The organism is Bacillus sp. FSL R9-9492 (assembly GCF_038007365.1).
Lineage (GTDB): Bacteria > Bacillota > Bacilli > Bacillales > Bacillaceae_G > Bacillus_A > Bacillus_A mycoides.
This window is the reverse complement of the sequence record NZ_JBBOXC010000002.1, coordinates 137,389-163,266: the sequence shown is the minus strand read 5'-3', so window position 1 is coordinate 163,266 and position 25,878 is coordinate 137,389. Positions and strand designations below refer to the sequence as shown.

The following is a 25,878-nucleotide window of genomic DNA, read 5'->3' as shown; positions in this document are numbered from 1 at the left end:
TAGTGAACGAGTGCTTCATATCATGCTAGGATTGTTGTGTTGTACGAAGTGATAATGCGTTGTGCTGCCTCTTTTCCGTATATGTGCTGTAATGCGGATTGAGATTCAACTACGATTGAATGATGAATGTGGTATGTTGCGCTTTCTTGTAAAAACTGCTCCATATGAGGGATCGGGTACAAATCATATTGATGAAATACCAGGTTAATCGGTCTTATATTCTTGCATTCTGTTAGATACTGAAGAAAATTGGATAATGCTTCTCCTCTCTCTTGATACGTACTTGTTTCCGTTTCTATACTGATATACACAACTGATTTTTTCTTTACATCCATTTCAAGCGTTTCATAACCAGACAGTAAATTATGTTTGAGTATGTGATACCCTTGCTCTTGTTTCTCTTTGTATGTGTCTTCAAAAAAGATACCTTTCGGATCAAAAATGAAAATAAAATCATCATTTGTTTCTTTTACACCTTCTATGACCGATTTATAAGCCCCAAATCGAGCTTTTATCACACCTGCAACCTTTTCCCTTTCATTCATCTCTTTCAACGCTCTAATCACCTTTGTATACTTCTTAGCTACGCCTAACATGTATTGCACTCCTTCCTATTTCATTTTCCTCTTCTGACTACTACTGAAACCAAAAATACTCTTTTTGTTCCTCTTGCTTTTCACGTTGATGTTTTTCAAGAATGTATAGCAAAGTAATAGTTATCGCATCCCTTGTTTCTTTTGAATAAAGACCTAGCTCATGGAAGATATGATAAGCTGGATGCTCATTCTCGAGCGAATTTACTACCTCTACCAAGTTAGCTTCACTCTCATACATTTTTTCCGTGAACTCAATAACTTTTTTCACATCTAGGTAATATAGGTTTTTATGCCGTTGATTCAGATACAAAATACTTCCTGCCAATAATTTTGTAGCGGATTCTATCCAATAATCATGTTGCTTTAATGGTTTCATTACAGTTTGAGCGATTGAAATTGCTTGCATCAATTCTTCAGGTAACCAAGCACTCTTGCGCCGCATAACGCCTTCCCCAGGTTTCCCTAAATTTTTCATTTTACCGACGTAGATTTCTGACATTTTATTTCATCTCCCTCTCGGTTTCTTATATCTTGCTCCCTATCCAAAAAACAACTGTCCAAATGGGAATTACGAGTATACATGCATTACGAAATCCAATAGCAAAACCAAGCGGATTTTCATCTATTTCACTAAAACGAGCTTGGTATTTTGTCATATACTCTTAGTCCTTTCATGATTGAGTTTTCTTGCGATTTCTCACTGCAAATACAGCTCCAATTAAGCCAAGTACGACACATGCAAGACCGATCCATTTTATGTATGGATTTTCGGCTTTACCTCCTGTTGTCGGAAGATACGTTTCAATTTTCTTTGGTGTTTGTTCTAGTTGTGGTTTCATAACAATCTGTTGTGGTTTCTCTAGTTGTGGAATGACAGGTTTTTCGGTTACTTTTGGTTGTTCCGGTACCTGTGGTTGTGGCGCTTCTGGTTGATCTGGTTTTTGTGGTATTTCTGGTTTTTGTGGTTGTTCTGGTTGTGGTGTCTCTGGTGTAGGTGGTGTCGGTTTCTTCTGATCCTTCACCGTGTGCTTAATAATTTGACCATCCTCTTTAATTTCAAAAGGGAATACTTCTTCATTCAGTAAATATCCGTCTGGTGCGAATGTTTCTTTATATGTGTACTTTCCATATGGAAGTTTGAATTTTGCAATGCCGTTTTCATCCGTTTTTCCTTTTGCAACTTCTTTTCCTTGTTCATTAAAGATAGTAAATTCAGCGTTAGGAAGTTTATTGTTGCCATCCGCAATATCTACCTTACTAATCTCCAACTCTCCTGTTATTTTCTTGTTTTTCGCTGTTAGCATGACTGTCTTTCCTTGTTCCGAGATACTAAAAGGAATAGGTTCTTTGTTTAACACATAGCCGATTGGTGCTTGCTTCTCAACAAATGAATATGCTCCAAATGGTAAGTCTTTCACTTCAATCAAACCGTTTTTATCACTTTTGTGTTCACTAATTTTCTTTCCTTTACTATCTTGAAGAACAAACACCGCACCCTCTAATTTTCCACCTGGATTCTCTCCATCTACTTTTAGAAGTTGCACGTTTCCTTTTACTTCTTTATTTTCGACTGTGAAAGGTAAAGTTTTTCCTTGTTCTTTAATTTCGAATGGATATTTTGTTTGATTAAGAAGGTATCCTTCTACCCCTTTTGTTTCAACAAAATAATACTTTCCAAATGGAAGATCCTTCATTTGTGCGATTCCTTGTTCATTTGTAGTTGTTTTTGTAATTTCTTTTCCCTCAGCTGTATACACTGTAAACTCTACTTTTGGAAGAGTTTTTCCGCTGTCACTTAATTTCTTAATTTCGATATTTCCTTTTACCTTCGTGTTTTGTACTGTAATTGTAGCAACCTCACCTGTTTTAACTTCAATTTGTTGTGGTTGCCCATTTAGTACATATCCAGTAGGTGATTTTACCTCTTTAAGAGTATAAGTTCCGATTTCCAAACCGGAAAGGCTTGCTGAACCTTGCTCATTTGTAGTCATTGTGCCTACTTTTTCATTTGCACTGTTCATGACTTCAAATACGGCACCTTGTAGCAATTCTTTTTGTTCTCCCACTTTTACAACTTTCAATCCACCAAGAGATTTCCAGTTTACTTGTAGATCGGCACTTACTTTTTCCTCATTTTTTTCTAAAAGGACTGTTGCATCTTGGACTTTATCTGTTCCTTGATAAGCGACTGCCTGCAAATTAGAAAGATTAGATGTTACTTTTAAGGAAAAGTTACCTGTTTGAGAGGATTTCGGTATTAGAATACGGAATTGTTCTCCTAAATTGAATTGTTGTTTTGCTTCACCTTTTGTTGAAACAACTTTCGTTCCATTCGGTGCATTAGCTAGTTGAACTGTAAATACACCGTTCTTAGCGTTACTTTCAATTTGATACACTGTCGTTTCAAAGTACTCACCGTTTAACTTTGCTTCTTGATTGTCTGTTGGTGTTACATTCATGTACACGTCTTGTGTTTCCTGGCTTGCATTTGCCCCATCAATAATGGTTTTTACGGCTTTTGCAACATTCCCATTGCGATGCTGAACTTCGTTAATGTCAATTTGACCTAACGCTGCCCAAACACTAAGCTGTGTCGCATAATGCGCCTCTTTCCAGTCAGAAACTCCTAATTCTTCTGGACTCTTTTGCGGATATCCATTTAGAAGAACTCGGTACACAACATCATCTGTGCGCCCCATCTCTGGAAGATCATTACCGTTGGGACTTAATTTTCCATAAGTTAAACAATACGCAATTTGCCCATTCGCATTCTTCAGTAGTTCTGTCCGTAACTCTTTCCCATACATGGGACTAAAACTCCAATTCATTTCGTATTTCTCACGATTAATGACTTCAGCACTCGCTTTCGTAAGTGGAAATACAAAATTTAAGACAATTAGAAGCATACTCATGATAATGAGTAACGTTTGATACGATCGTTTCAACATACTAACAGCTCCCTCAAATGATATGCAGTTTTCAAAGATCTTTTTAAATCAGAATTTTCTGATTTAAAAACTTAAAAAATAACAATAAAATTATAGCTTTTCCTCATTGTTCATTTACAATATAAGAGTATAATTGTGTATTGCAAAAAATATTTCATTCTAATTTTGCTCGATAATACGTAGATAAAAAGATCTTTTCTATCGGTTCATTAAATAAATCAGCAAGAATCCTGGCTCGTTTCTCAATTATTCCTTTCTTTCCAGTTTCAATGTTATATAGCGTTTTAACTGGAATTTTAGAAGCCTGCGAAACTTCTTGAATTGTGAGTCCTCTTGCTTCTCTAACATTACGTAATGCTGACAATTTCTCCCCCCCTTAGATACATTCTATTCTCCTTGAAGTAGAATATCAACACTAAAGTGGTATTTATTACACTGAAGTGATAAAATTTTCACCAAAACGCTACTGAAGTGATAAAAATTATACAGATAGATGAAGGAGGCTAATACAAGTGGAGAATAATATATTTGGAAAAAACATAAAAAAACTAAGAGCAATAAAGGGTCTCAGTCGAAAAGAATTTGCTGATGCAATCAACACCCCATACAGTACAGTCTCTAGTTGGGAAAGTGGAGAAAAAACTCCTAAAATCGAGCGTATTCCGGCAATTGCTAAATTTTTCAATGTGAGTGAGTCACAACTATTGCACCATCCAATGAGCGATACTGAGATTTTTGAGAAAAGTGATTTTGGTACTGATCCTATAGAACGTATGGCTAAAATACTAATTGAAAAATATAGAAATATTCCAGAAGAACATAAGCCACGAATAGAAAAAGAAATCTTAAGAATTGCACACCTTTTACAAATAGAAATTGAGATGGAATCACAAAATAAAAAATAAAAACTTTTTATAACACTCCATCTTCATATATATCAATTAAATCACTAAAAACATCTAGATCTCCATCTACAGTTAAGAGGATTTCTATAATTAAATTTTCCCATTTATCCATTAAATCATCACCTTTATATTTTTTCTTTGTTCGTTAAAATCCGGCTCAACCTTTTAAAAAACTCTTTATAAAGTAACAAAAGACATCGTTATACGATGTCTTTTGTTACTTTTATATTTTTAAGATTCAACCCATGCCACCAGGATCAGATACAAGATACTGAATTTTATTAGACAATGACATATCCTTCTCTTCATTGTCTAATAAACTAATTCCAGCAAACAATATAAATGTTGTTATACATAATATGGCTATTTTTTTCATTTCACGCCTCCATATTCTAACATTTCTTTATATTCACAATATACTCGTGCTGCATATTGAGCAAAGAAGTAATCGCCATTTTCAATAAACATTTGTTTGGAATCAGCAATCATTTTTAAATCCATCTTTGCTTGTCCTAAGTAACAATATTGAATAGGACTAAGCTTTTTATTTTCATCTAAAATTTCTAATAAGATATCAATTGCTCTCTTTTTCTCGTTATTTATTATAAAATATAGTGCTAACTCTGCTGGATGGAGTGTATCTAAGTCAATGGTTTCAACTGCTTCTTTATTTACAAGTTTTAAAAAATTAATATTGTTTAATGCTATTTTATATTTTATAACACTCTGGTTCTTAAATATATTCATTGCTCTTAAAGAATGTTTATATGATTGCTTATAATCTGTAAATATTAAACTTTCTCCTTTACGTAAATCGATTGTAGCCTCCATAACAGGAAAATATTTCAAATAACCATATGACCTTAGCTGGCTATTATACTCATTAAATTCATCAATTCTTAACCTTCTTAACAAGGAATAACTCCATATGTCATCTATCCAATATTTATATAGCCATTTTAAATCTTGGTTTTTATGTACAGAAATGTTCTGATAAATACGGTTTCTATAAGTATCAAACATTCCAAAGTCTCCAATATCCCCAACAGACAACAAATAGAGAATATCAGAAATGATCTCCATATCTAAAGTTTCTTTTTCTGGAATGCTCTTCCGAATTTCTTCTACCATTAGGATATGTTTTTTAGGGTTTCCTCCCTTTGATCTCTCATAAAACAAACTTATCAATGGTGAATATTTTTTAACATAACTATCCTTATGCTTACTCGTCATGTTGATTAAATATTCTAGAATTGAATTATATCCATTTAAATACGATAAAACAAACAGTCTCTTCATGTTAATTTTTATATTTCTTTCATATTTCGAAAAAACTTCTATACAACATTTCTCATTTATTACTCTATCCTCATTAAAGAGCGTATTAGCCATTTTATATACACTAAGCATTGAAATTTCTTTATGATAGCGAAAAAAATCTGTTAATGTTGATTTAGGCATGTCAAGTTCTCTTGCAAAACTATCATATGATCTATTTGTCTTATTCATTTGATCTTGCATCTTTTCAACCCACTCACTCATATATCCACACCTCTTTACACATCTTGTTAGAAAATTCAGATACATATATATAGATTATAACAAACAAGTGGTAATAAATTATCTATTACTACAAAAACCTAAGCAATTACGCATATTTCTCAACAATTGTTTTACAATTATACCTTTCTGAAAATGATGCGTACATAATTGTTTTGAGATTGCCACCTGATATCGATCGCTACACAAGATGGGGTTTTGAAGATCGTGTACAATGGTTCCAGTTTAATAAATTTTAAGTGCATTCCCTTATTTATATAATTCAATTTGGAATGATTCTGGTGTAAAAATTTTAGTTAAAACATGGAATAGCAATTTTCTGTACATTTCTATCTAAGATTAGTTTCGGCTGATAATGCTTCCATTTGAACAAATTTTCCTTTTCATACTGATCACACACCTTTTCTAGAGTAATACTATCAGTATGTCCAAGTTTAAGGTTTTCTTTTGTGATGTTAAACTAAAATTTATTTCTTACCTATTGTTAGATTATTAATTTTTACAGGCTTAAATAAGGAGAAGTCTTTCGGATAGTACTTTAAAACCTAATATAATATATATCTTTTATATAAAAAGAATATAAAGATAAAACTATTATACTTATGAAAAATGGCCTACAAACTCAGTAATAACAGTGTCTGCAAAGTTATAGAACCATAAAAAATCGAAAAAAACACTTATTGGAAATGTATTTATTGCGTTTTACGTCGCTCTAAATATACAAAATATCATAAAGTTGAATTGCTTAACCTACATATAATCAGCATCATTTTGATGCGTAAAAGTGTATATAAGATTAATGGTAGTCTAGCTTAAATTAATAACATGATTTCCACATAAGCTATAAAATAACCCACATTTTATTAACATTTAGAAGTAAGTTATAGACATAATTCAGTAAATCAACATTATTAACAAAAAACATTCTGATTTTAAGTAGATTTATATATAAAATGTTTATAAATAAAGCTTTGAGCTATTTTATTGTACACATTTGGACAAAATTATTAAGATATCCACTGAATTAATATATATATTTACGATTTTTAGTAGATTAAATGCCAGTAAGAGAACGAATGTTCAGAAAAAAGTAAAGTAAAATTGTGAATTACTGATTATATTTTAGGAATTTTGTATAGAAGTGTATAAAAAAAGAGAGGTATTCTAACTCAAATTTAAGAATCTCTCTCTTTTATGTTTGGATAGTACGAATATAATTTCTAATTTCAGCACGAATAGCCCTCCTTCTTTGATTTTTCAAAAAAGGAGAGCATGTAATTTTACATTGCAGGAAGCAGCTGATCTACCGTGCATGGTGTTTCACTATTTTTACGGTAATAAGCTTCTAAGGAATGAAGAAAATCGATTAAATTAAAGTCTTTAGGAACTTCAATTACGCGGATTTTTTCCTTAGGCAATCTATCTATTTTTTCAATGAACAGTTCGCGAATATCACTTGGAATATGATGTTCTTTATGGCCATGAGATTTTAATAATTCACGAATTTTAATTTCTAATGCAATATATGCGTTAACATTTACTCCTTGCTCAAAAGCATACTTCCTAAATAGTGTTTCTTCTTGATACTGCATATAATTACGATGGTATGCTTCTTCAGTCACAGGAACCGCATATGTAACATGAAGAAGGTCATGCGCTTTACAGAATAACTTCTTAATATTTTGTAATGAATATATAGCGAAGTGAGTACCAAATTTAAATACCGCATCTTCTTGTTTCTCTCTCGGCACATTATGTGTAATCAGAGAATAAATACCTGTTTTAGCAGCCGTATCTAATACGCGATATTGAGAAGACTGCTTTAATAATTTGCTTAGTGTATAAACAAGATTTTTAGGGAAACCCTCTTGTCTATCAATCATTTCACGTAATCCACGAATCACTTGACGGATTTGACGATGACAGGAATGTTTTAAGACATTTACAAATTGGTTTATATCTTTTGTAAATTCTGCAATATTCATTTCAACTAATGATTCTTCAATGAACTTAGCTTTACGTTTATATGTAAGTCTTGGTGTAAATGGATCGCGATACTCTTCCCCTATTTCCTTATCACACAGGAAATCAGGGTGTACAGATAAATGCAGTGTTGTATACTGCTTTTTATTCTTTTTCCCTTTTTCTAATTTGCAAATTTTAAACAAAGAAGATCCAGTAGCAGTTGATTTAGTTGTTAATTCAGCCATTACAGAGCGTATCTGATGTGGGTATTTCTTATGTAAGAAGCGATACATACCGCCAAAATGAGTCTGTTGTCCTTGTTCATCAAATTTGTATAGTGAACGTTTTAAAGTAGTTTCTCGTTTTTGCTGCATTGCGATATCAATAAATAGCTTTTTAGCAGCAATGGATAAATCGAAGAACTCTTTTGTAAATACAATTGGGCTGATAAACGTGTAAGGATTCGCTTTATTTGTTTCCTTGTTCATAAAATCAGTTAATGTAATTTTATATTTACCACTGTATTCATTCTCAATTTCAATGATGTTGTGTAAGCTAAGCTTTTTCAACGCAACATAGAATTGCGAATGATGAATATGTGCAAATACTTCTTTATAGTTTTTGTAGTCCTCCCAAAGCATGTGAATGGAAACATGAGAAAGTTCACCATAGGTATTACATTTTTTATGTAGAAATAGAAATACTTCTAGATCTGCATTAGTAATACCATATAGCTTATGCTTTCTACCATTTGCTTTAGTGAAGAGATTTTTCATTTGAAGTGAAAAAGATGGTTTGGCTTTTTCAACAAACCCTTCTTCATCTGCAATTCGTTCCTCGTAAGACATTGAATTTACGATATCTTCTAGATATGTATCTTTAAAGCTATAGTATTTGCCTTCTAAAGCTTCCACTAATTTTTGCCATGCTTTAATTGTTACTAATACTGGAGTTGTTGTTTCACCATTTAAACTACGTTTGTTCTTTATAACGAAAGGTTTAGCCATCTTTTTCACCTCCTCTTATTATGAGTTTCAGTTTTTACCTAAATAGGATATAAAAATTCAATTTTGATTATATCAAATCGAATCTTGGTGAAATGTGTCTCTTTAAGAGGAAAATCAAAAATGTGAAACGCAGCCTCAGCCTTAGAGGCACAAGGGATTCAACGTTTCACAAAAAAAATCTTTTGGCCACCATAAAGCTATAAGGTATTTTGAATATGAAACGTATCTGAAATGAATGAAACAGCACATAAACCTTGATATGATAGGTTTTTTAGTACTTTTGTCTAAAAGTTGTTGCCATCATATAGCTATAACGTTTCATGTTTTGAAATGACTAAATAATGTGTAGAATTCATTCATAAATGTTGTCGTATAGCGTTTTCATGTTAATTTACGTCAAGGGACTATTGCCATCATATAGCTATATACGTTTCATGTTTTTTTTAGATTGTTGCCATCATAAAGCTATGCCGTTTCATGTTTGAAATCAATATTTCATTGCGCTTGAAATGTACCTAAACCCTTGTTACATATGGATTCATAGGTTTTTTTTAAAAAAAGTTGTTGCCATCATATAGCTATAGCATTTCATTAGGATTTTTTAGTTTTTTTAAAGGATGGCTGTATATCAATGTTTATCACTAATTTAAATAAAAAAAATTTTTTTTATTTGAAAAGATTTTAGTGCGTTTATGTTTCATATTTAAAGAGTTGTTGCCACCATATAGCTATAACGTTTCATGTTTTCAATAGTAACTGCCACAATGTAGCTATGATGTTTCATAAAAGTAGAGGTATTTGTATTGAAGTATGAAATAACGTTAATTCGTGTTAAATGAAACCCAACAATTCATCAGTATTTTTTGTTCAGAATAAACTTGCCACCATAAAGCTAAAACGTTTCAAGTTCTAAGTAGTAATTGCCACAATGTAGCTATGGTGTTTCATAAAAGTAGAGGTATTTGTATTGAAGTATGAAATAACGTTAATTCTTGTTAATTGAAACCCAATAATTTATCGGTATTTTTTGTTCAGAATAAACTTGCCATCATAAAGCTAAAGCATTTTAAGTTTTCAATAGTACTTGCCACAATGTAGCTAAGGGGTTTCATAAAAGAGAGGCATTCGTGCTGATATATGGAATAACGTTAATTCTTGTTAAATGAAATCCAAAAATTCATTGGTATTTCTTGTTCAGGATATACTTGCCATCATAAAGCTAAAGCGTTTCAAGTTTTCAATAGTAACTGCCACAATGCAGCTATAATGTTTCATAAAAGTAGAGGTATCTGTGTCGAAGTATGAAATAACGTTAATGCTTGTGAAGTGGAAATCAACAGTTTATCGGTATTTTTTGTTTCGAATAAACTTGCCACTATAAAGCTAAAACGTTTCAAGTTCTAAGGAGTACTTGCCACAATGTAGCTATGACGTTTCATAAAAGTAAGGGTATTTGTATCATTGTATAGAATGATACAAATAATTTTTTAGATGAAACCAGCAAATCATCGATGTTTCTTGGTAAGAAAGTAATTGTTATCATAACGCTATAATGTTTTATTTCATTTGTAAGAAAAGGGACAATTACGTTTCACTTTAAAAGTATGATTTACACTATTTAATACCGAATGGGTTTCCCGCATGGAGATTGTAGTGTAAAGTAGTAATTTTACAAATAAGTACAGTCTTATATAATACAAGTACAAGAATGTTTACTTGATAGGACAAATACTGTTCGATAAATCATTTCTCGATATAGATTATTCTGATAACGTTTCAACTTATATGCTATGTTGCCACCATATAGCTATAACGTCTCAAGTTCTATAATTTATAATTCTAATTGGTGGGAACTTAGTAAGGAGGTTTTTGAATATGGAGAAAGTATTAGTGTTGTTTAGCGATGCCCTTTTACTTGCTGCACCAATGTATGAAAAGAACACGCAGCTATGGGAAAAGTGGAATAGATATTATGAGGAAGTACAGGGAAATCATGACAAAGTAGTAACTTCAGCTAATATATCCCCTTCATTTTCAGCTCTTGTCTCTTGGTTAGGCCAGAAACAAGAACAAGGGATTTCATTATTGCATATATACGCAAATCTAGATAAATATAAAATTGAGATTCGAAATGTACTCGATAAAATAATAGAGCAAGAATTTGGAGGTACGTCTGAAGAAGTTGAAACGTCTATAATATCTAATACAACCGATGAAAAGTTAAAAGAGCATTCAATTGATCTACAAGAGGATTACTATCCTGTAAGTAATGATGCGGTATATTATCAACTACGAGATGGTATAGCCAAGAATCACTTTGAAGAAGATGAAGTAGGAGCAGTATCTGTTTTACCATTAGAAACTAAAAATACAAGCGGAGTTGCTCAGCTATCATCACACAAGGATGAAGATTTAAGGCTAGTAAACACCAATGAAGCAGAAAGATGGTCAATACTAGTCGATGGTGTTATTAGTAACATGGATGATCTTACCGCAGACTGTTTAGATACAATTACAATACAGTGGTTGAATCAAGCGAAATCTCCAGATGATTTTATTGATTTCAGCTATGAAAATGTACTAGATATGTGTAATATTCCAAAAGCATCAGCAAATGGTATAGAGTATTATCGTGCAGAAGATAAAATTAAAATTGCACAACGTATAGCTGCTTTGGCGAGTATCTTTATTTATTTAAATGACGATAATGAAGTCGTGGTTTTAAATGATCGTGCAGAAACTGGTGAGCAATTTGAAATGAAACGTGAAATAATTAAAAGACTTTTCGTTTTAGATTCTGTAGTTCTTTGGAGAGATAAAAATACCAATGATTACGTAGGTATTGAATCTTGTAGAATAAAGCCAGGTAGCTTTTTGTCGATGTATTTATACGGATCTAGTAGCACAACAGCGTTATTATCTAAAAAAGCATTGGAGTATAATAGTTATCGACACAAATTCCACAAGCGACTAATTCGCTATTTATCTTGGCAATGGAGAATTCGACAACAGTACAGTAATTTAAAAAGACCATATTCAATTGATGGAGAAAAAGGACTATTGTCTGTTATGGGGATTAATATAGCTAAGGGACGCCCCCACCGTATTCGTGAGCAATTAGAAAATGTATTAATAGATTTAGAAAAAGAAAAAGTTATTTCACATTGGGAGTACGCTGAGGAAATTGATGAATCAAGAATTGGAGAACGGAACTGGTTTAAGAATTATTACTCAAAATTAGGAATCATCATTTTACCACCAAAAGAGTTAATGGATAATATCGGGAGTTTGGCAAAGAAAAAGGTAATTGATACTCCGGATAAGCAAGAAAATAATGTGGTTATAAATACGATAGCTCATAGTACAGTAAGTACTGAGGAGCTAATTAGAGAGAAAATTATGCACCAACATATGCATCAAAATAGAACAATGCGCGAAATAGCAGATGAGTTAGGCTTATCCCCTGCTACACTATCGAGATTCTATAATAAGAAAATGAAACGGATTTCAAACAGTGTTAATGATAAGTTAACAAAATGGTATGAAAGACAAATGATAATCGAGTCTATGTAAGCAAAAAAGAGGAAACCACTTTGAAAATGGTTTCCTCTTTTTTAACGAATCTTATTGACGGAAAATTCAAACACGTTATATAATTTTTGGTATTACCAATATCTTCAAAATGTATTACCAAAAAATAAAGGGGACGATGGCTTGAAAGAAAAGGAACGCTCCTCAGATAAAATTGAGAATGAATTAATTAGATCCATATTGGCTGGTGTTTATTCTGTAGGAAGTACTTTACCGCCGGAAAGAGAACTTGCGAAAGAATTTGGTGTTGGTCGCCCAACTATTCGGGAGGCGCTTCAACGTTTAGAAAGGAGTGGATGGATAACAGGAAGAAAAGGAATGCCAGCGATTATTAATGATTATTGGAGCAATGGGAATCTAACGACACTTATTAATATTGTTGAGAATCATCATACCATTACAGATGTATTTATTATGTATTTATTAGAATTTAGAAGTTCGTTGACTCCGACTTATATTCGTGATGCTGTTACGTTTAATCAACCTAAAGTGGTTGCTCTCCTTGCTAATCTTGACCAACTTGAAGATAGTGCAGAAAGCTATGCAGCATTTGATTGGTATTTGCAAAAAAGGTGTGCTGGGCTTGCTGCCAATCCGATCTTTCTACTCATTTTAAATAGCTTCGATTCCATTTATGTAGATATGGCGAAAAGATATTTTTCTGTAAAAGATCATCGTGGGTTGTCCTTCAACTATTATCACGACTTATTAAAAGCTGCATTAAAGGGAGATGCAATTGAAGCGGAAAGATTGTGTAAGACAACATTGGAGAAAAGCTTGGCTCTCTGGAAAGATAGAAAAAAATAAAGAAAGCTGGAGGCGTGATAAATGAAACTAAAATATTTTAAAGAATATTTTTCCTATCCTGATATTTTGATCATGAGCTGTCTTTTCTTCGCTAGTTTTGGATTTATGATTTTACATTTAACCTCTATCGGAATTTGGGGTGCTTTTATTTTGGGAATGATTATGTATTCCTTAGCTGAGTACGCTACTCACAGGTTTATTTTTCATCTAAAGCCACCAAAGAATGCATTCTTATTAAAAATACTTAAGCGCCTACATTATGATCACCATACAAATCCGAATGAATTACATTTATTATTTTTACCCTTATGGTATAGTGTGCCAAACATTGCAATTTCAGGAGCGATTTTTTATTTTCTTTCATCCAGCTTTGTCATGACAAACGCATTTATTGCAGGTATTATGCTCTTTTTATTATTTTATGAGTGGAAGCATTATATCGCGCATCGCCCCCTTCAACCAATATCACCATGGGGGCGATGGATGAAAAAGGTTCATTTATGGCATCACTTCAAAAATGAAAATTACTGGTATGGTGTCACGAACCCAGCCTATGATTTTCTCATGGGCACCTTTAAAGACCAAAAGGATGTTGACCAAAGTAAAACTGCTAAAAACCTAGAAAAACGTGGTGACCAGAAAATAGAATTATAAAAAATAATCCATTGTCATCATCCTGGAAATGTCGAATGAATTTTGTAGCTTCGACATTTCTCAGGGAGTGACAGGCATTTTTTCCTATTGAATAGTAAGCATGATAATAGATTGCATAAGGCTCGTTTTAAAGTTTTTCTTACCGAAAAATGCACCCGCTTTTTTCTCTATTTCTCTTAGCATTGCTTCATTTTTCACGAAGTGTTTCGCCGATGCTATCTACAATCTGTATCGCGTTTGCCCCAGTGATTTCTTTAGCGACTCATTCCAGAAGAATCTTCGTATCAAAAGAAAATTTTCGCGCAAAGCTATGGCACCTGAAAATATTATTGCGGAGAAACTCGGAATATTCAGGCGTGAAAGCACGACGAATACAGCCCCTCATCATCTCTTTCATCTAGATACCTTTTTAACCAAATGGTGCAACACATCCCTTTCTTTATCATCTTTCCCTTGTACAATGACAGAATTCGTTAAAAAAGAAGAGGTGAGACTAACAGTATGCTTTCTCCAATAAAGATGGTGTACATATGAGATTAACAAGTGAATGTGTAGAGTCTAACACTTGAGATATTGAACTTGCAATTATGTGAGTTAATAACTGAAAGGAGAACTTATAACATGACATTGACAGATCTCCTTTATCAATGGTTTTAAATAGAAGAAAAATCGTTAATAAATCTAGTTGAATGCGAAGGTCTCTTTATTAAACTAAAATGTTCATATCAAACCATATGATATGAACAGAGCAATGATTTTAGTATGTTTTATACACACTGTACATATACACTTTATATATAGAATTTGCATATAAGTTGTATAGAAATGAAATATGTTAAATATGTTGATATGAAATTGATATAGTAGCCACAAAACCTTTATTTTAAAGGGTTTATATATACGGCTTATATATAAAGTTTATGAATAGAGCGTATGGATGCTTTGTGAAGTGTTTTAACATGAAATGTTTGTAATTTGATATTTTTTATAAAGGATTATTCAAAAGAATGTCAAATTAAATATTAAATTTATAGTTTTATAGAAGGTATTGTTAATTATATGAAACCTGAAATTGATATATATTATATACAGCGTGCATGTACGCTGTATATAATCGTGTTTATATATCAACATTTTAACTAACTTTAATACTTGTACGCTTTATATGTAAGTTCTATATATAATCACTTGATATACGTCTTATATTAATGTAATATATTCGTAGGAATAATTAACCAACGTTTTAAGGGGGAGGAAACTTGAACGAGGTATTGAGCGAAAAGTATAAAGTAATTAAATTTCCTGCTGAAGTTGTGAACATGTTTGCAGACATTCTTGAAGAGGACGAAATACTTTATAATGTATTTCATTACATAGGATCTGAGGTAAATAAACAATACCAAGAGACGAAATATATGAGAGGCATCTCAATAAATGAAATAGTAGGTAATGTTGTAATTGATAGGAGAGTTAAGAAATTAAAGGGAAAATCATACTCATTAGAGGTTGAACGAACCAATATATCAAGAAGATCAGCTGAAGTAAGTGTTAGTACATTATCTTCAATGTCATTAATAACTGAAAAAATTATGCACCCTTATAAATTTTTAATCTCAACAATTAGAGGGCAGCAGGTGTTAATTGAACTTGGAAAACGTAAAGAAACGAATAGATAAGAAAAAGGAGAGATAAAATAATGGCGAAGAACTTTCTGAAAAACGAAGTAGCAGTAAAAATGACAATGGTTGGTTTTGGTCAAGCCGGAACTAGAATGGTAGATAAATTTGCTGAATATAAGCATACGGATGGAACATCTGTGTACAACTGTCTTGCTTTAAATAGTAACGATGGTGATTTAGCCGAATTAAAAAATGTGCCTAAAAGTAACCAAGTATCACTAAAATTAGGCGGACTAGGAAAGAATCCAGAACGTGCTGTAAAAGTACTAGAATCAAATGATGAAGCGAAAGAAAAGTTAAAAGAATTCATCACAGAGCGTGTAAGACCAACAGATGAATTGGTACTATTTTTTGCTGGATTAGGCGGTGGAACAGGTACTTCTACAATCATTAAAGCAATTGAAGAATTCTCGGCTTTTCATAATAAACCTATAATCGCTGAAGAACTTAAAAGTATGGCAATGAAAATTTCTAGAGAGGAATTAATAGCAAATCAACAAAAGTATGCAAGAATTGCATTCAATAATGCAATTGAGCGTAAAGATTTTATTAAAATGGGTATTGTTGTGACACTCCCTGTAAGAGCCGATGGACCTGATGTACTAAGACAAGTAAATAAATTCTCTCAAGAGATTTGGAAGTTAGCAAATGAACCAGCAAAAGGTGTTGCATTCGTTGTTTTCGCGGATAACCAACATTTCTATGATGAATTTAAGGGATTAAACGAAAATGAGAAAAAAGGTATTGCTAATTCACGAGACTATGCTAATCAGCGCATTGGTGAAATCATCCATGAATTAAATACAGCTTCTAATGGCGCAGGAACATCTGTTATTTTAGATTCTCAGGACTTTAAACGTATTTTATTAGAGAAAACTGGCTGTCTAGTTATTAATAAAATTTCTCGCAATATGAATCAAATTGAAAATAGTAAAGAAATAGTAGATATGTTCTCAGAATCGTTGAAAGGAAGCTCTTTCCACCCTCCTATAGAATTAATGAAAAAGAACGATGATGGTGAGTTGGAGGCTTCTAAGGTGCATCATTTTGGAATGCTTGCAATTCTAGACGAACAAAAGAATATCGATGATTCATTTATGGATGATGCAAAAGTAGAAGTTACGAATACATTACCAATCAACGGTACGGTATTTAATGGGTATTTAATTAGTAAAAATGATTTTATGGGCAGTGTGTATACGTTCTATAAAACTGATGCATTACCGTCCCGTTTGTCTAAAGGTTTAGTTGAAGAATTCAATGAATTTAAAGAGAAGCAAAATCAAATTCAGTTTAAAAAATCTCAAATTAGTACAATTGAAATGCAAGATCAAGACGATGATTTCAGTATTAATTTTGGTGATTACATCGATATGGGAACTAGTAATGAGGAACCATCAGCAGATGCTGAGAATGATGAAGAATTAGCTGCATTTATGGATCCAGACAAAATGTTTGGTACATCAAAATAAAAAAAGAGGTCTGGGAATATCCCGGGCCTCTTTTTTATTCTGATGTCATAATAGATTGCATATACTCTATCATATTTTCGTTTAAATAATTCTCTATAAAAAGGTGTTTTTTTGCTAGATCTTCCTCTTTTTTAAACCAACCAACTTTTTTCACACGCTCTTCCTCAGGCTTTTCATTCCAGAGTTTTTCAGCTTGTCTTCTTAACTCTTTACGAGCTCTATGTTCAATTATTATGTTATCAAGTCTCTCTTGTCTTTGACGTTCTTTCATAGCAATTGGATCTTCAGGTTGAGGCAATGCTTTTAATACATTTTCAAATTTCTCTTGGAATTGTATTTCGATGTTTTGTAAATATGCTTGAACTTTTTGTTCCACCAATTTTTCAATTGTCTCAGCTGCGTCTTGAAAATCAATTTGAGATAATACTTCATTAGAGTGGTTTTCAGGAGATACTGGCCTTAGTTCGAATTGATGCGGCAAAAGTTCGATTATGGCATCTAAAGACCACTTTTCATCCCTTTTCTGTTTTATGAAAAGTGCTATATTTAAATCCAATGAATTATATAGCTTTTCATTTGTATTATTGGTTCTAAGTGTTCCGTGCAATCCCTTCTCTTCTAACGTATTGAACCAATTATAAACAGTATTATGGTGTCTACCTACTAACTTAGAAAACTCTGTTATTCGCCAGGCTTTTTCAAAAGCGTCTTCGTGTAATGAGTTCTCATCATCTACCATGGTTTGTGCTGATTGATTTTCCTGCTTAATCATAATATTACCTCCTTAACAGTATGTAATTGTGCTGATAAATGACATTAACATGAAATATGAGATTGATATGTTAAGTGTTTTTCGACGATATTAATAGGAATCCCTTCCTTATCTAATATTAACATGAAAAATGACATTAACATGTTACATTCAAAGTGTTAACAGCACATTAACAAAGCGCGATTTATTCCCGCTGAATGTTGATGTTTTGTTAACCGGGACTTAAAATGCATCAATGTTATATAGGGTTAATGAGGTGACTTTGCCCCTTATATCCTTATAAATTGTTGCTATGAGATTGACATTTTTATTCACTTAATATTAATGATAAGTAAATATAACCGATTTGTAAATAAATTATGAGGATATAGCATTGAACTTTCAAAAATAATAGGTATAAATATGATAAAAAGAGTCCATATTATTAATAATTTCAGTATGAGCCTGTTTCATTCATAACACTTGAGAGTATAGAACGGATATCTGTTTGACTAATAGAGGTAGTGTCTCTTTTTAACTGATCCCAAGACTAGTAAAGTAATTTTCGATAATAACTATTATAGGTCTATATGAACGTTAAATTCTAATTTGATGACTGTATAGGATAGTTAATTTATTGGTTGTTAGTCGTTTGAAACACTATAAAGTACTATTCGCTTTGTTGATTAGCTTAAATGATTATTTTGTAAGTGTAAATCACAAAGAAAATGCTTTTACTAATAGGATCTATACGGACTTTATTAAGTGTAAATAATATTCAATCGTTGTGAACCTGGTATATTAATAGCGCTACTAATAAGGATCTACATCTATCAATGTTTTGTTAATGTCTTGTCATCGATAGAATTAAGTATGGTTGATATAAGATTAACAATTGTGTTGTTCTAAGTATTAACATGTTAATGTTTCTTGATATGTCAATCTCATTTCTAGTACGTATGCGGACCTGTTTCTGTAGAATGTCAACCTTATGTCAATACTCGCAGGGATAATATCTTTAATTAAAATATTGTTCCTTCAATTACATATCCAAGAGTGGATTTAAAACTTCTAAAGCTTATATTACAAAGTAATTTTGCTCAAATTAAGATATTATTCTATTGATATGAATTCACTATAATGGACAGTGCTTTGCTTGATAGTCTGCATTTCTTAATAATTTTCAGCGCGGAATTTCTAGCGATTTATAAAGTGTGATTCTTAACTAGTGTGGATTTTCGCATTTTAATTCTCATCCTAATAAAGTTGTAGTTTTATAGATCTGTTGTTAATGTCTTGTCTTTATTAAAAACAATGATAGTTAACATAACATTGATATTTTTATTCTCTTGAGGGTTAACATGTTAATGTCTGTTGATGTGTCAATCCCATTCTCGGCATGCATTTAGATCCTACTTCGCGAAATGTTAATGTCATATTAATACTCCGGGAGAAGAATTTCTTTATATGAAGTACTAAATCTTCAATTATGCATCTAATAGTAGATCGGGAATCTCTAAGTTGCATGTTACAAAGTAATTCTGATATTACTTTATTAAATACAATCAGATACACTGGATGTAAGTTTACTTTACAGTCTATATGTTCTATTAATCTTCCGCTCGAAATTCTCTTATCAATATATAAAGAAACACTCTTTATATATTGATAAGGAATCATTGTATTTATTGAGTGTTTTTTAAATGCTGTAAATTTTTGTATTTCAACTCTCATTCTAATAAACCTATGGTTTGTCGATGTATTGTTAGTTTCTAGTTATCATTAATAGTAAGGGGAGTTGACATGAGGTTAACACTTTAATACTCCCTAAGGTTAACATGTTAATGTCTGTTGATATGTTAATCTCATTTCTGGTCTGTATTTTGATTCGATTTTGCGATATGTTAATCTCGTGTTAATATCCTTTAGGGAGAATTTCTTTGTATGAAGTACTAATTCTTCAATATGTATACCGATTGCACAACTTTTTAGAGTAACAGTATCAGTATGTCCAAGATTTAGAGATTACTTACATGCATTTTAAATTTTTTGCATCTGAACTGTTTATACTATTTGTAGGATTTTCCGCTTTTTTGTCGAATATACTTAATGCAAGGAGGGACATTACATGATTATTAAAGACTATTTCATCAATCTTTCTATTTTTTCTTTACTTGTTAGCGCAGCAATATTTATTCAAGTGTTTACGATTCATTCCAGGCGATATTTTGAAAAATTCTATGGGGGAATCATCGCAGTTACTTTGATGTTCTTTTCGTTTCCGTACATGGGATTTTCCTACGATCTCCGCGCTGTTCCTCTTATTCTTTCTTTTATTTACTTTGGTCGCATTGCTGGTTGGATTACATTAATTAGTATTATTATAATGCGCATCTTTTACATTGGTGGGTATTGGGAACCACCTGTGATGGCTTATTTCGGTATGGGTATTCTATTTACTATTTTTAAAACTTATTTCAAAAGCCTTCATCCATTTAAAAGTGCACCTCTATACTTTTCTGTTTTTGTGGGTATGAAGTGGTTAGTAGGTGTATTCTTTATTACTACAGTGCTATACACTCCAGGCTTAGTATTTATAGCTTTAGGACTTTTAATCGGTGTTTTTCTTATGGAAGCTTACCAAAGATTATATTACTTAACACAGGACTTATCTAAAATGAATCAAAAATTAAAAAAATCGAAGCAAGAACTCAAAGATACCGTACATGAGCTTCAAGGGGGGATCTTTAAATTCAAAAAAATGGATAAACATTTTATACACACTTTGTGTGATGGACAGTTTTATTATCAAAACGGAATTTATTCTGAACGGGTGGTAGGAAAATGCTTACGTACTATTGATGCTTCTATTATTCCTCCACATTTAGTTCCACAATTAATGAAGTATTATCTTCAGGCGTGGGAAGGGAAAGAAATTATATTTGAATTACCCTGGCCGAATGATAAAACTATTATTCTTATTGCGCTTAGACCGATTAAACGAAATGGACAAGTTATTGAAGTTGTTGGTTCTACAGTCGATATAACCGAAAGGAAAAAGGTAGAATCAGAATTAAGGGCAACTAAAGAATTACTGGAATCATTTATAAAACATAATGTAGATGCGATTACCATATCTGATCGGGAGGGACATATTTTACAAGCTAATAAAGCTTATGAAAAGATATTTGGTTGGTCATCGCACGAAGTCATAGGTAAAAGATTACCTTGTGTGCCTGATTTCTTAATGGATGAATCACTTGGAAATATCCGGAAAATTCTAACAGGAGAATCCGTAGTTACGAGATTAGAAACAGTTAGACAACGTAACGATGGAAGCCTTCTTGATGTCAGTCTGACAGTTTCACCTTTTCTAGATGTAAGGGGAAATGTGATAGCTTTATCTGCAATATGTAGGGACATTTCCGAAAGAAAACAAGCAGAAAGAGAACGGCAACGATTACATCAACAATTAAGAGATAGTGAAATGAAATATCGTGCACTAATTGAACAAGCAACTGATGCAGTATATGTTGTAGAGTTGAATGAGGATCAATTTCCAAGTCGATTTATTGAGGTAAATCCTGTTGGGTGTAACAGATTTGGATATAGTAGAGAAGAGCTTCTCTCGATGCCATTCCCCAATAATGTACCACAAGATTCTCCAATTATCATACAGTTGTTAGAAAAAATTAGAGAGGGACAGACTTCTTTCACTTTGCAAGATGAACATATTTTTCCAACCGGAAAAACAATAACAACCGAGTTTAGTGTCCGTATTTTTAACTTGAATGGCAAAAAAGTTTTCTTAAGTATCTCTCGTGATATCACTGAACGGTTAAAAACAGAAGAATTATTACGAAAATCTGAAAAACTCGCTGTCGTAGGACAATTAGCCACTGCAATAGCTCATGAAATTAATAATCCATTAACCGCAATGAAAGGGTTTATGCAATTACTAAAATCAACAGAAAATGAGAATAATCAGGGGTATATAAATATAGTATCATCAGAGATTGAGCGTATAGAAAGTATTACGAATGAATTTATGGCGGTAGCCAAACCACAGGTGGTAAGGATACAACCTAATGATATTAGTGTGCTAACTGATCAAGTTTTATTGATACTGCAACCTCAAGCAATGATGAATAATATACAAATTAGAACAGATTATACACATGGTATTCCATTGATTCCATGTGAAGGAAATCAATTAAAACAAGTATTTGTTAATATTTTAAAAAATGCAATTGAATCCATGCCAATGGGAGGAGAAATTCTGATTCAAATTGATAAACTTGATAATGATCAAATAAGCATTCGTTTTATCGATCAAGGGTGTGGGATCCCAAAAGAACGTATACCATATCTAGGAGAACCTTTTTACAGTATTAAGGAAGAGGGGATTGGCTTAGGATTAATGATTTGTTATAAAATTATCGAAACACATCAAGGAAAGGTATTTATTGAGAGTGAAGTAAATAAAGGAACAACAGTTGAAGTTACTCTTCCTATTTGTACAATTCAAAAGTAATACCTTCCTTTATTAACTAGTTTCTAAATAGCCTTACAAAAATGTAATACTATTGTTACCTAATGAAATGGAAACAGCGTATAAGGTACTTTTAAAAAAAGTTTGATAATTTATAAAAAAGTCTGATCGTTTAAAATAAAGATTGATCATATGTAAAAAAGTTTGATCAAAATCCTGTGTTGATGTGCAGGATTTTTTTCTTATTCAGCAATCGGGCCATTATAACGGAATAAATTCTTGTGAAAATTAAAAATGCAGCGAAGGCACAAGAAGTACCTAAAACTAGCACACAGTCTGCTAAACGTGAATTAACGGTTGTAGCAACAGCGTATACTGCTGATCCAAGTGAAAATGGTACATATGGTGGACGTGTATTAAGTGCAATGGGGCATAATTTAATGAAAAATCCGAATATGAGAATTATAGCAGTTGACCCGAAAGTAATTCCATTAGGGGGTAGAAAATTATGGTGAAGCAATCGCTGGTGATACCGGTAGTGCCATTAAAGGTAATCGTATTGATGTTTTAGTAGGTTCAAAAAGTAAGGCCATGGATTGGGGAAGACAAACTGTTAAAGTAAAAGTTCTATGATAATTATGGTTACCCAAATAGAAGTCAGTTCTCTTTATTGAGACTGGCTTTTATTTTTATATGTATTAATTATTTCAAAGGTGGATGTAGTAAATGAAAAATAATAAACTTTCAGATATAGAGATTTACAATCTATGTGTTAAGTAATTAAAAAATTGTCTAATTTATAATATAGCTGTAAAAAAATACAAATCATTCTATTCCACAACCGGGCCAGCTCTTATGAAGTAATACTGATATAGGAGGCGATAGGAGCCAAGGATTAAACAATTGGCAATGATAGGATGAAAGGGTGGATAATTATGAGCAGTTATTTTCCGAAAGTGGGGAGGCTAATTGGTGTAATAAGTATGCTTGTCATTTTGCTTTCATCATTTTGGCTTATATGGAATGGAGAAACAAACATTCGTTATAGTGGGGATCATGAGGGAACGATGTCTTTTTGGAACAAGTGGATACCAGTTATTATCGGTATATTCCTCGTCCGTTTCTTACCATTTCATCGTAAAAATTACAATCCCATTCAGCAGCACGAACCAAGGCATATCATGATTCAAACTTTTGTCTTATTCTTGAGCGGATTCCTCTTCACGATTTGTCTTCTCATCGCGAACTTTGAAGGAATGGCGCTCCAATTGTGGTTTATGATATCTAAAATTATTTTATTATTGTTAACTCCATTAATGCTTCTTTTGTTTTATCAAAGTAACCCCAACAAAGAACGGTTCAAACCTGTAAAATCACTGGTGAGTAATAGATGGTATCGGCTTACACCGCTTATGGTCATTATAATATGGGGTTACTTCAACTTCTTTTCTGTATTCTCTACACCATTTGTTTCAATAGGAATGGATCGAACGATTTTAATCGCAACTTTATTCCTAGGATTTTTTATTAATAGTGTCCTTGAAGAGATTTTTTATAGGGTTTGGTTGCAAACACGTTTGGAATTATTACTAGGTACCTGGCCGGCGATTCTTCTTACCTCGCTCTTATGGGCGAGCTGGCATATTGCAATACATGGCTCTGGTCATTGGGGGACTGATACGGCCACGGTCATTACGAACCTTGGTATCGTAGGTCTATTCCTTGGATATTTGTGGGCGCGCTATCGCAAGGTGTGGGTAATTATTATTGTACATGGATTCATTAATGCACATCCACAGCAACTACTTGAGATCTTGTTTAATTAAACGGCGCTATTGGTGAGTGGAACTTTTATTTATACATGACTGTGTTGTTATATTTTTAGAGTGGTGAAGTCTCTTACATTAAGATTAAACAAATATATGTATAACCCCGTCCTAAATGTAGAACGGGGTTATACTTGTTTGAACCTTTATAGTTGTAGCAAATAGATAAATAAATAAATGAATGAATGAACTGAAGCGGTTAGAGTGGTTAAAAGGCTGTTAAGTATAATTATCCAAAGAATAAATGCACTTAGTTAAGTTTTAGAGAGTTTATTATGGTAAGGATTTCATCTAATTTAAAATTATAATTATCTCCCTTTTTTATCCTGTATATGAAATAAAGTTTATTGAGCTGACTAGCAGGGTAATAAAATATTTTTAGAGAAGTATGGTTTATTAAAGTATTACTAAAAAGGAAGGATGATTCTACATGATAGGAACTGATAGTAAAAAACAGGAAATTTTAAAAGCTTACCAGTTCAGACATGCTTGCAAGGTATTTGACACCAAAAAAAAGATTTCGGATGAAGATTTTCACTTTATTTTGGAGACAGGTAGATTGTCTCCAAGTTCAGTTGGTTTGGAGCCGTGGAAGTTTGTCGTAATCCAGGATGAAGCGCTTCGTGAAAAATTAAAATCTGTATCTGGCGGTGCCCAGGGACAACTTCCTACTGCCAGCCATTTTGTAATTATATTGGCAAGAAGCAAAGAAGGCTTAAGGCATGATTCCGCTCACGTGATCAAAATGATGAAAGACATTCATCATATGCCTGAAGAAGTTGTGCAAAATCTTTCTGGTTTTTACAAATCCTTCGTTGAAACAGAGCTGGAAGATAATGACCGCCTCGTTTTTGAATGGGCAAGTAAACAAACATATATAGCATTAGGAAACATGATGACAGCTGCGGCTCAGATTGGTATTGATTCCTGTCCGATAGAAGGTTTTGATAAAAAGCAGGTGAACGCTATTTTGCAAAACGAGGGTATCATTGACGGCAACGATTTCGGTGTAGCCTGTATGGTCGCTTTCGGATATAGGAAAGAGGATCCCAAACGTCCAAAAACAAGACAAAATCTCGATGAAATTGTTGCGTGGCGATAAAACTGTAGATGATGTTTCTCAGCATTAAGGGCACGATTGTAGAGCAATACAAGCAGAAAATGATTTAACTTTTTATAAAAAAAATTCACTAGCAACACACAACCCAAACATTTTGAACAAACTTTTTTCGAAATGTTTGGGTTTCCTCTGTTGGAAAATCACTTGTTGTAACATGCTTTGTTCAAATTTTATATTATATTATCTTTAATTTTATATATAAAATTGAAGATAATATAATATAATGAAAGCAAGTAAATACTTCTAAATCTATCTTGCAAAAGGATATATCTACGCATACATATGCCATAGGTACGTCCTTTTTTCGTTGTTTATAAGTCCCTGAAAAAAGAGAGGGGAAAGATCTATTGCGTACGAGTGAAAATGAAACTCCTAAGAGTATCATTGGTGAAATTTCACATTATGTTAATGCGCTTTTTTTAAATACTTTACTTTTAGCTTGATGGTTGTATAGGAATAGAATTTTTAAACTGTATTGTAAATCAGCAGTTGAAACTGGTAACTA

General features: G+C 32.5%; 18 protein-coding genes and 2 pseudogenes. 11 read left to right on the top strand and 9 right to left on the bottom strand.

Annotated elements, in window-relative coordinates; all coding sequences use genetic code 11:
* Positions 1 to 20 precede the first annotated feature (20 nt).
* From MKY70_RS29155 to MKY70_RS29135, 5 genes are all read right to left on the bottom strand, one after another.
* Entirely contained in the window at positions 21 to 596 is a 576-nt protein-coding gene (locus MKY70_RS29155; protein ID WP_340780595.1) for a TraM recognition domain-containing protein, read from the bottom strand.
* Between the two features lie 40 nt (positions 597 to 636).
* Complete coding sequence (locus MKY70_RS29150) at positions 637 to 1,095, bottom strand: TRAG family protein (protein ID WP_340780596.1); 459 nt, start codon at positions 1,093 to 1,095, stop codon at positions 637 to 639.
* Positions 1,096 to 1,120: 25 nt separating this feature from the next.
* Positions 1,121 to 1,252 (bottom strand): hypothetical protein, encoded by a 132-nt coding sequence (locus MKY70_RS29145; RefSeq protein ID WP_309515460.1) that lies wholly within the window; start codon positions 1,250 to 1,252, stop codon positions 1,121 to 1,123.
* A 15-nt stretch (positions 1,253 to 1,267) separates the two neighbouring features.
* Positions 1,268 to 3,544: a SpaA isopeptide-forming pilin-related protein gene (locus MKY70_RS29140; RefSeq protein WP_340780598.1), complete on the bottom strand. Its 2,277-nt coding sequence runs from the start codon at positions 3,542 to 3,544 to the stop codon at positions 1,268 to 1,270.
* A 154-nt stretch (positions 3,545 to 3,698) separates the two neighbouring features.
* Positions 3,699 to 3,908 carry a helix-turn-helix transcriptional regulator gene (locus MKY70_RS29135; RefSeq protein ID WP_002090822.1) on the bottom strand — a complete coding sequence of 70 codons (210 nt, stop codon included), beginning with the start codon at positions 3,906 to 3,908 and terminating at the stop codon, positions 3,699 to 3,701.
* Positions 3,909 to 4,056: 148 nt separating this feature from the next.
* Between MKY70_RS29135 and MKY70_RS29130 the strand changes: the two genes are divergently transcribed.
* A complete protein-coding gene (locus tag MKY70_RS29130; RefSeq protein ID WP_002090821.1) occupies positions 4,057 to 4,449 on the top strand; it encodes a helix-turn-helix domain-containing protein in 393 nt (130 codons plus the stop codon).
* A 238-nt stretch (positions 4,450 to 4,687) separates the two neighbouring features.
* Here the strand turns inward: MKY70_RS29130 and MKY70_RS29125 are convergent, their stop codons facing one another.
* Entirely contained in the window at positions 4,688 to 4,825 is a 138-nt protein-coding gene (locus MKY70_RS29125; protein ID WP_002090818.1) for a hypothetical protein, read from the bottom strand.
* Positions 4,822 to 5,991, bottom strand: coding sequence for an AimR family lysis-lysogeny pheromone receptor (locus MKY70_RS29120; RefSeq protein ID WP_016093884.1), 1,170 nt, complete (start codon positions 5,989 to 5,991; stop codon positions 4,822 to 4,824). Before MKY70_RS29120 ends, MKY70_RS29125 begins: the two co-directional genes overlap by 4 nt.
* Before the next feature lie 137 nt (positions 5,992 to 6,128).
* Between MKY70_RS29120 and MKY70_RS29115 the strand changes: the two are divergent.
* Positions 6,129 to 6,242, top strand: a pseudogene (locus MKY70_RS29115) (Replicase RepFR55); the annotation flags it as partial.
* Between the two features lie 1,047 nt (positions 6,243 to 7,289).
* On the opposite strand, the gene MKY70_RS29110 reads toward MKY70_RS29115, so the two are convergent.
* Positions 7,290 to 8,981 carry a hypothetical protein gene (locus MKY70_RS29110; RefSeq protein WP_241139217.1) on the bottom strand — a complete coding sequence of 564 codons (1,692 nt, stop codon included), beginning with the start codon at positions 8,979 to 8,981 and terminating at the stop codon, positions 7,290 to 7,292.
* A gap of 1,875 nt (positions 8,982 to 10,856) precedes the next feature.
* Here MKY70_RS29110 and MKY70_RS29105 point away from each other — a divergent pair.
* The 5 genes from MKY70_RS29105 (at position 10,857) to MKY70_RS29085 (ending at position 17,184) form a co-directional block, all read left to right on the top strand.
* Positions 10,857 to 12,554, top strand: coding sequence for a helix-turn-helix domain-containing protein (locus MKY70_RS29105; protein ID WP_199710160.1), 1,698 nt, complete (start codon positions 10,857 to 10,859; stop codon positions 12,552 to 12,554).
* 141 nt (positions 12,555 to 12,695) lie between these two features.
* Positions 12,696 to 13,379 (top strand): GntR family transcriptional regulator, encoded by a 684-nt coding sequence (locus MKY70_RS29100; protein ID WP_341026628.1) that lies wholly within the window; start codon positions 12,696 to 12,698, stop codon positions 13,377 to 13,379.
* Between the two features lie 21 nt (positions 13,380 to 13,400).
* Complete coding sequence (locus tag MKY70_RS29095; RefSeq protein WP_002191655.1) at positions 13,401 to 14,033, top strand: sterol desaturase family protein; 633 nt, start codon at positions 13,401 to 13,403, stop codon at positions 14,031 to 14,033.
* Positions 14,034 to 15,292: 1,259 nt separating this feature from the next.
* On the top strand, positions 15,293 to 15,709 hold the full coding sequence (locus MKY70_RS29090; RefSeq protein ID WP_002144332.1) for a hypothetical protein: 417 nt from the start codon (positions 15,293 to 15,295) through the stop codon (positions 15,707 to 15,709).
* Positions 15,710 to 15,729: 20 nt separating this feature from the next.
* Complete coding sequence (locus MKY70_RS29085) at positions 15,730 to 17,184, top strand: cell division protein FtsZ (RefSeq protein WP_002144330.1); 1,455 nt, start codon at positions 15,730 to 15,732, stop codon at positions 17,182 to 17,184.
* A 34-nt stretch (positions 17,185 to 17,218) separates the two neighbouring features.
* On the opposite strand, the gene MKY70_RS29080 is transcribed toward MKY70_RS29085, so the two are convergent.
* Positions 17,219 to 17,956 (bottom strand): terminase gpP N-terminus-related DNA-binding protein, encoded by a 738-nt coding sequence (locus MKY70_RS29080; RefSeq protein ID WP_240381237.1) that lies wholly within the window; start codon positions 17,954 to 17,956, stop codon positions 17,219 to 17,221.
* Between the two features lie 2,107 nt (positions 17,957 to 20,063).
* Here MKY70_RS29080 and MKY70_RS29075 point away from each other — a divergent pair.
* The 4 genes and pseudogenes from MKY70_RS29075 (at position 20,064) to MKY70_RS29060 (ending at position 25,355) form a co-directional block, all read left to right on the top strand.
* Positions 20,064 to 22,469 (top strand): PAS domain S-box protein, encoded by a 2,406-nt coding sequence (locus MKY70_RS29075; RefSeq protein WP_341026623.1) that lies wholly within the window; start codon positions 20,064 to 20,066, stop codon positions 22,467 to 22,469.
* Positions 22,470 to 22,711: 242 nt separating this feature from the next.
* Positions 22,712 to 23,060: pseudogene (locus MKY70_RS29070) on the top strand (3D domain-containing protein); the annotation flags it as partial.
* Positions 23,061 to 23,362: 302 nt separating this feature from the next.
* The gene (locus MKY70_RS29065) at positions 23,363 to 24,253 is read left to right on the top strand and encodes a CPBP family intramembrane glutamic endopeptidase (RefSeq protein WP_240381239.1); all 891 of its coding nucleotides are present in this window, start codon (positions 23,363 to 23,365) and stop codon (positions 24,251 to 24,253) included.
* Positions 24,254 to 24,683: 430 nt separating this feature from the next.
* A complete protein-coding gene (locus MKY70_RS29060) occupies positions 24,684 to 25,355 on the top strand; it encodes an NAD(P)H-dependent oxidoreductase (RefSeq protein WP_033728725.1) in 672 nt (223 codons plus the stop codon).
* Positions 25,356 to 25,878: the final 523 nt, after the last annotated feature.

What these genes read in the sequence shown, in the direction of transcription:
- MKY70_RS29155 (WP_340780595.1), bottom strand. Translation starts at nt 596, where the DNA reads ATGTTAGGCGTAGCTAAGAAGTATACAAAGGTGATTAGAGCGTTGAAA.
- MKY70_RS29140 (WP_340780598.1), bottom strand. Translation starts at nt 3,544, where the DNA reads ATGTTGAAACGATCGTATCAAACGTTACTCATTATCATGAGTATGCTT.
- MKY70_RS29110 (WP_241139217.1), bottom strand. Translation starts at nt 8,981, where the DNA reads ATGGCTAAACCTTTCGTTATAAAGAACAAACGTAGTTTAAATGGTGAA.
- MKY70_RS29105 (WP_199710160.1), top strand. Translation starts at nt 10,857, where the DNA reads ATGGAGAAAGTATTAGTGTTGTTTAGCGATGCCCTTTTACTTGCTGCA.
- MKY70_RS29095 (WP_002191655.1), top strand. Translation starts at nt 13,401, where the DNA reads ATGAAACTAAAATATTTTAAAGAATATTTTTCCTATCCTGATATTTTG.
- MKY70_RS29145 (WP_309515460.1), bottom strand. Translation starts at nt 1,252, where the DNA reads ATGACAAAATACCAAGCTCGTTTTAGTGAAATAGATGAAAATCCGCTT.
- MKY70_RS29125 (WP_002090818.1), bottom strand. Translation starts at nt 4,825, where the DNA reads ATGAAAAAAATAGCCATATTATGTATAACAACATTTATATTGTTTGCT.
- MKY70_RS29150 (WP_340780596.1), bottom strand. Translation starts at nt 1,095, where the DNA reads ATGTCAGAAATCTACGTCGGTAAAATGAAAAATTTAGGGAAACCTGGG.
- MKY70_RS29085 (WP_002144330.1), top strand. Translation starts at nt 15,730, where the DNA reads ATGGCGAAGAACTTTCTGAAAAACGAAGTAGCAGTAAAAATGACAATG.
- MKY70_RS29075 (WP_341026623.1), top strand. Translation starts at nt 20,064, where the DNA reads ATGATTATTAAAGACTATTTCATCAATCTTTCTATTTTTTCTTTACTT.
- MKY70_RS29060 (WP_033728725.1), top strand. Translation starts at nt 24,684, where the DNA reads ATGATAGGAACTGATAGTAAAAAACAGGAAATTTTAAAAGCTTACCAG.
- MKY70_RS29120 (WP_016093884.1), bottom strand. Translation starts at nt 5,991, where the DNA reads ATGAGTGAGTGGGTTGAAAAGATGCAAGATCAAATGAATAAGACAAAT.
- MKY70_RS29080 (WP_240381237.1), bottom strand. Translation starts at nt 17,956, where the DNA reads ATGATTAAGCAGGAAAATCAATCAGCACAAACCATGGTAGATGATGAG.
- MKY70_RS29065 (WP_240381239.1), top strand. Translation starts at nt 23,363, where the DNA reads ATGAGCAGTTATTTTCCGAAAGTGGGGAGGCTAATTGGTGTAATAAGT.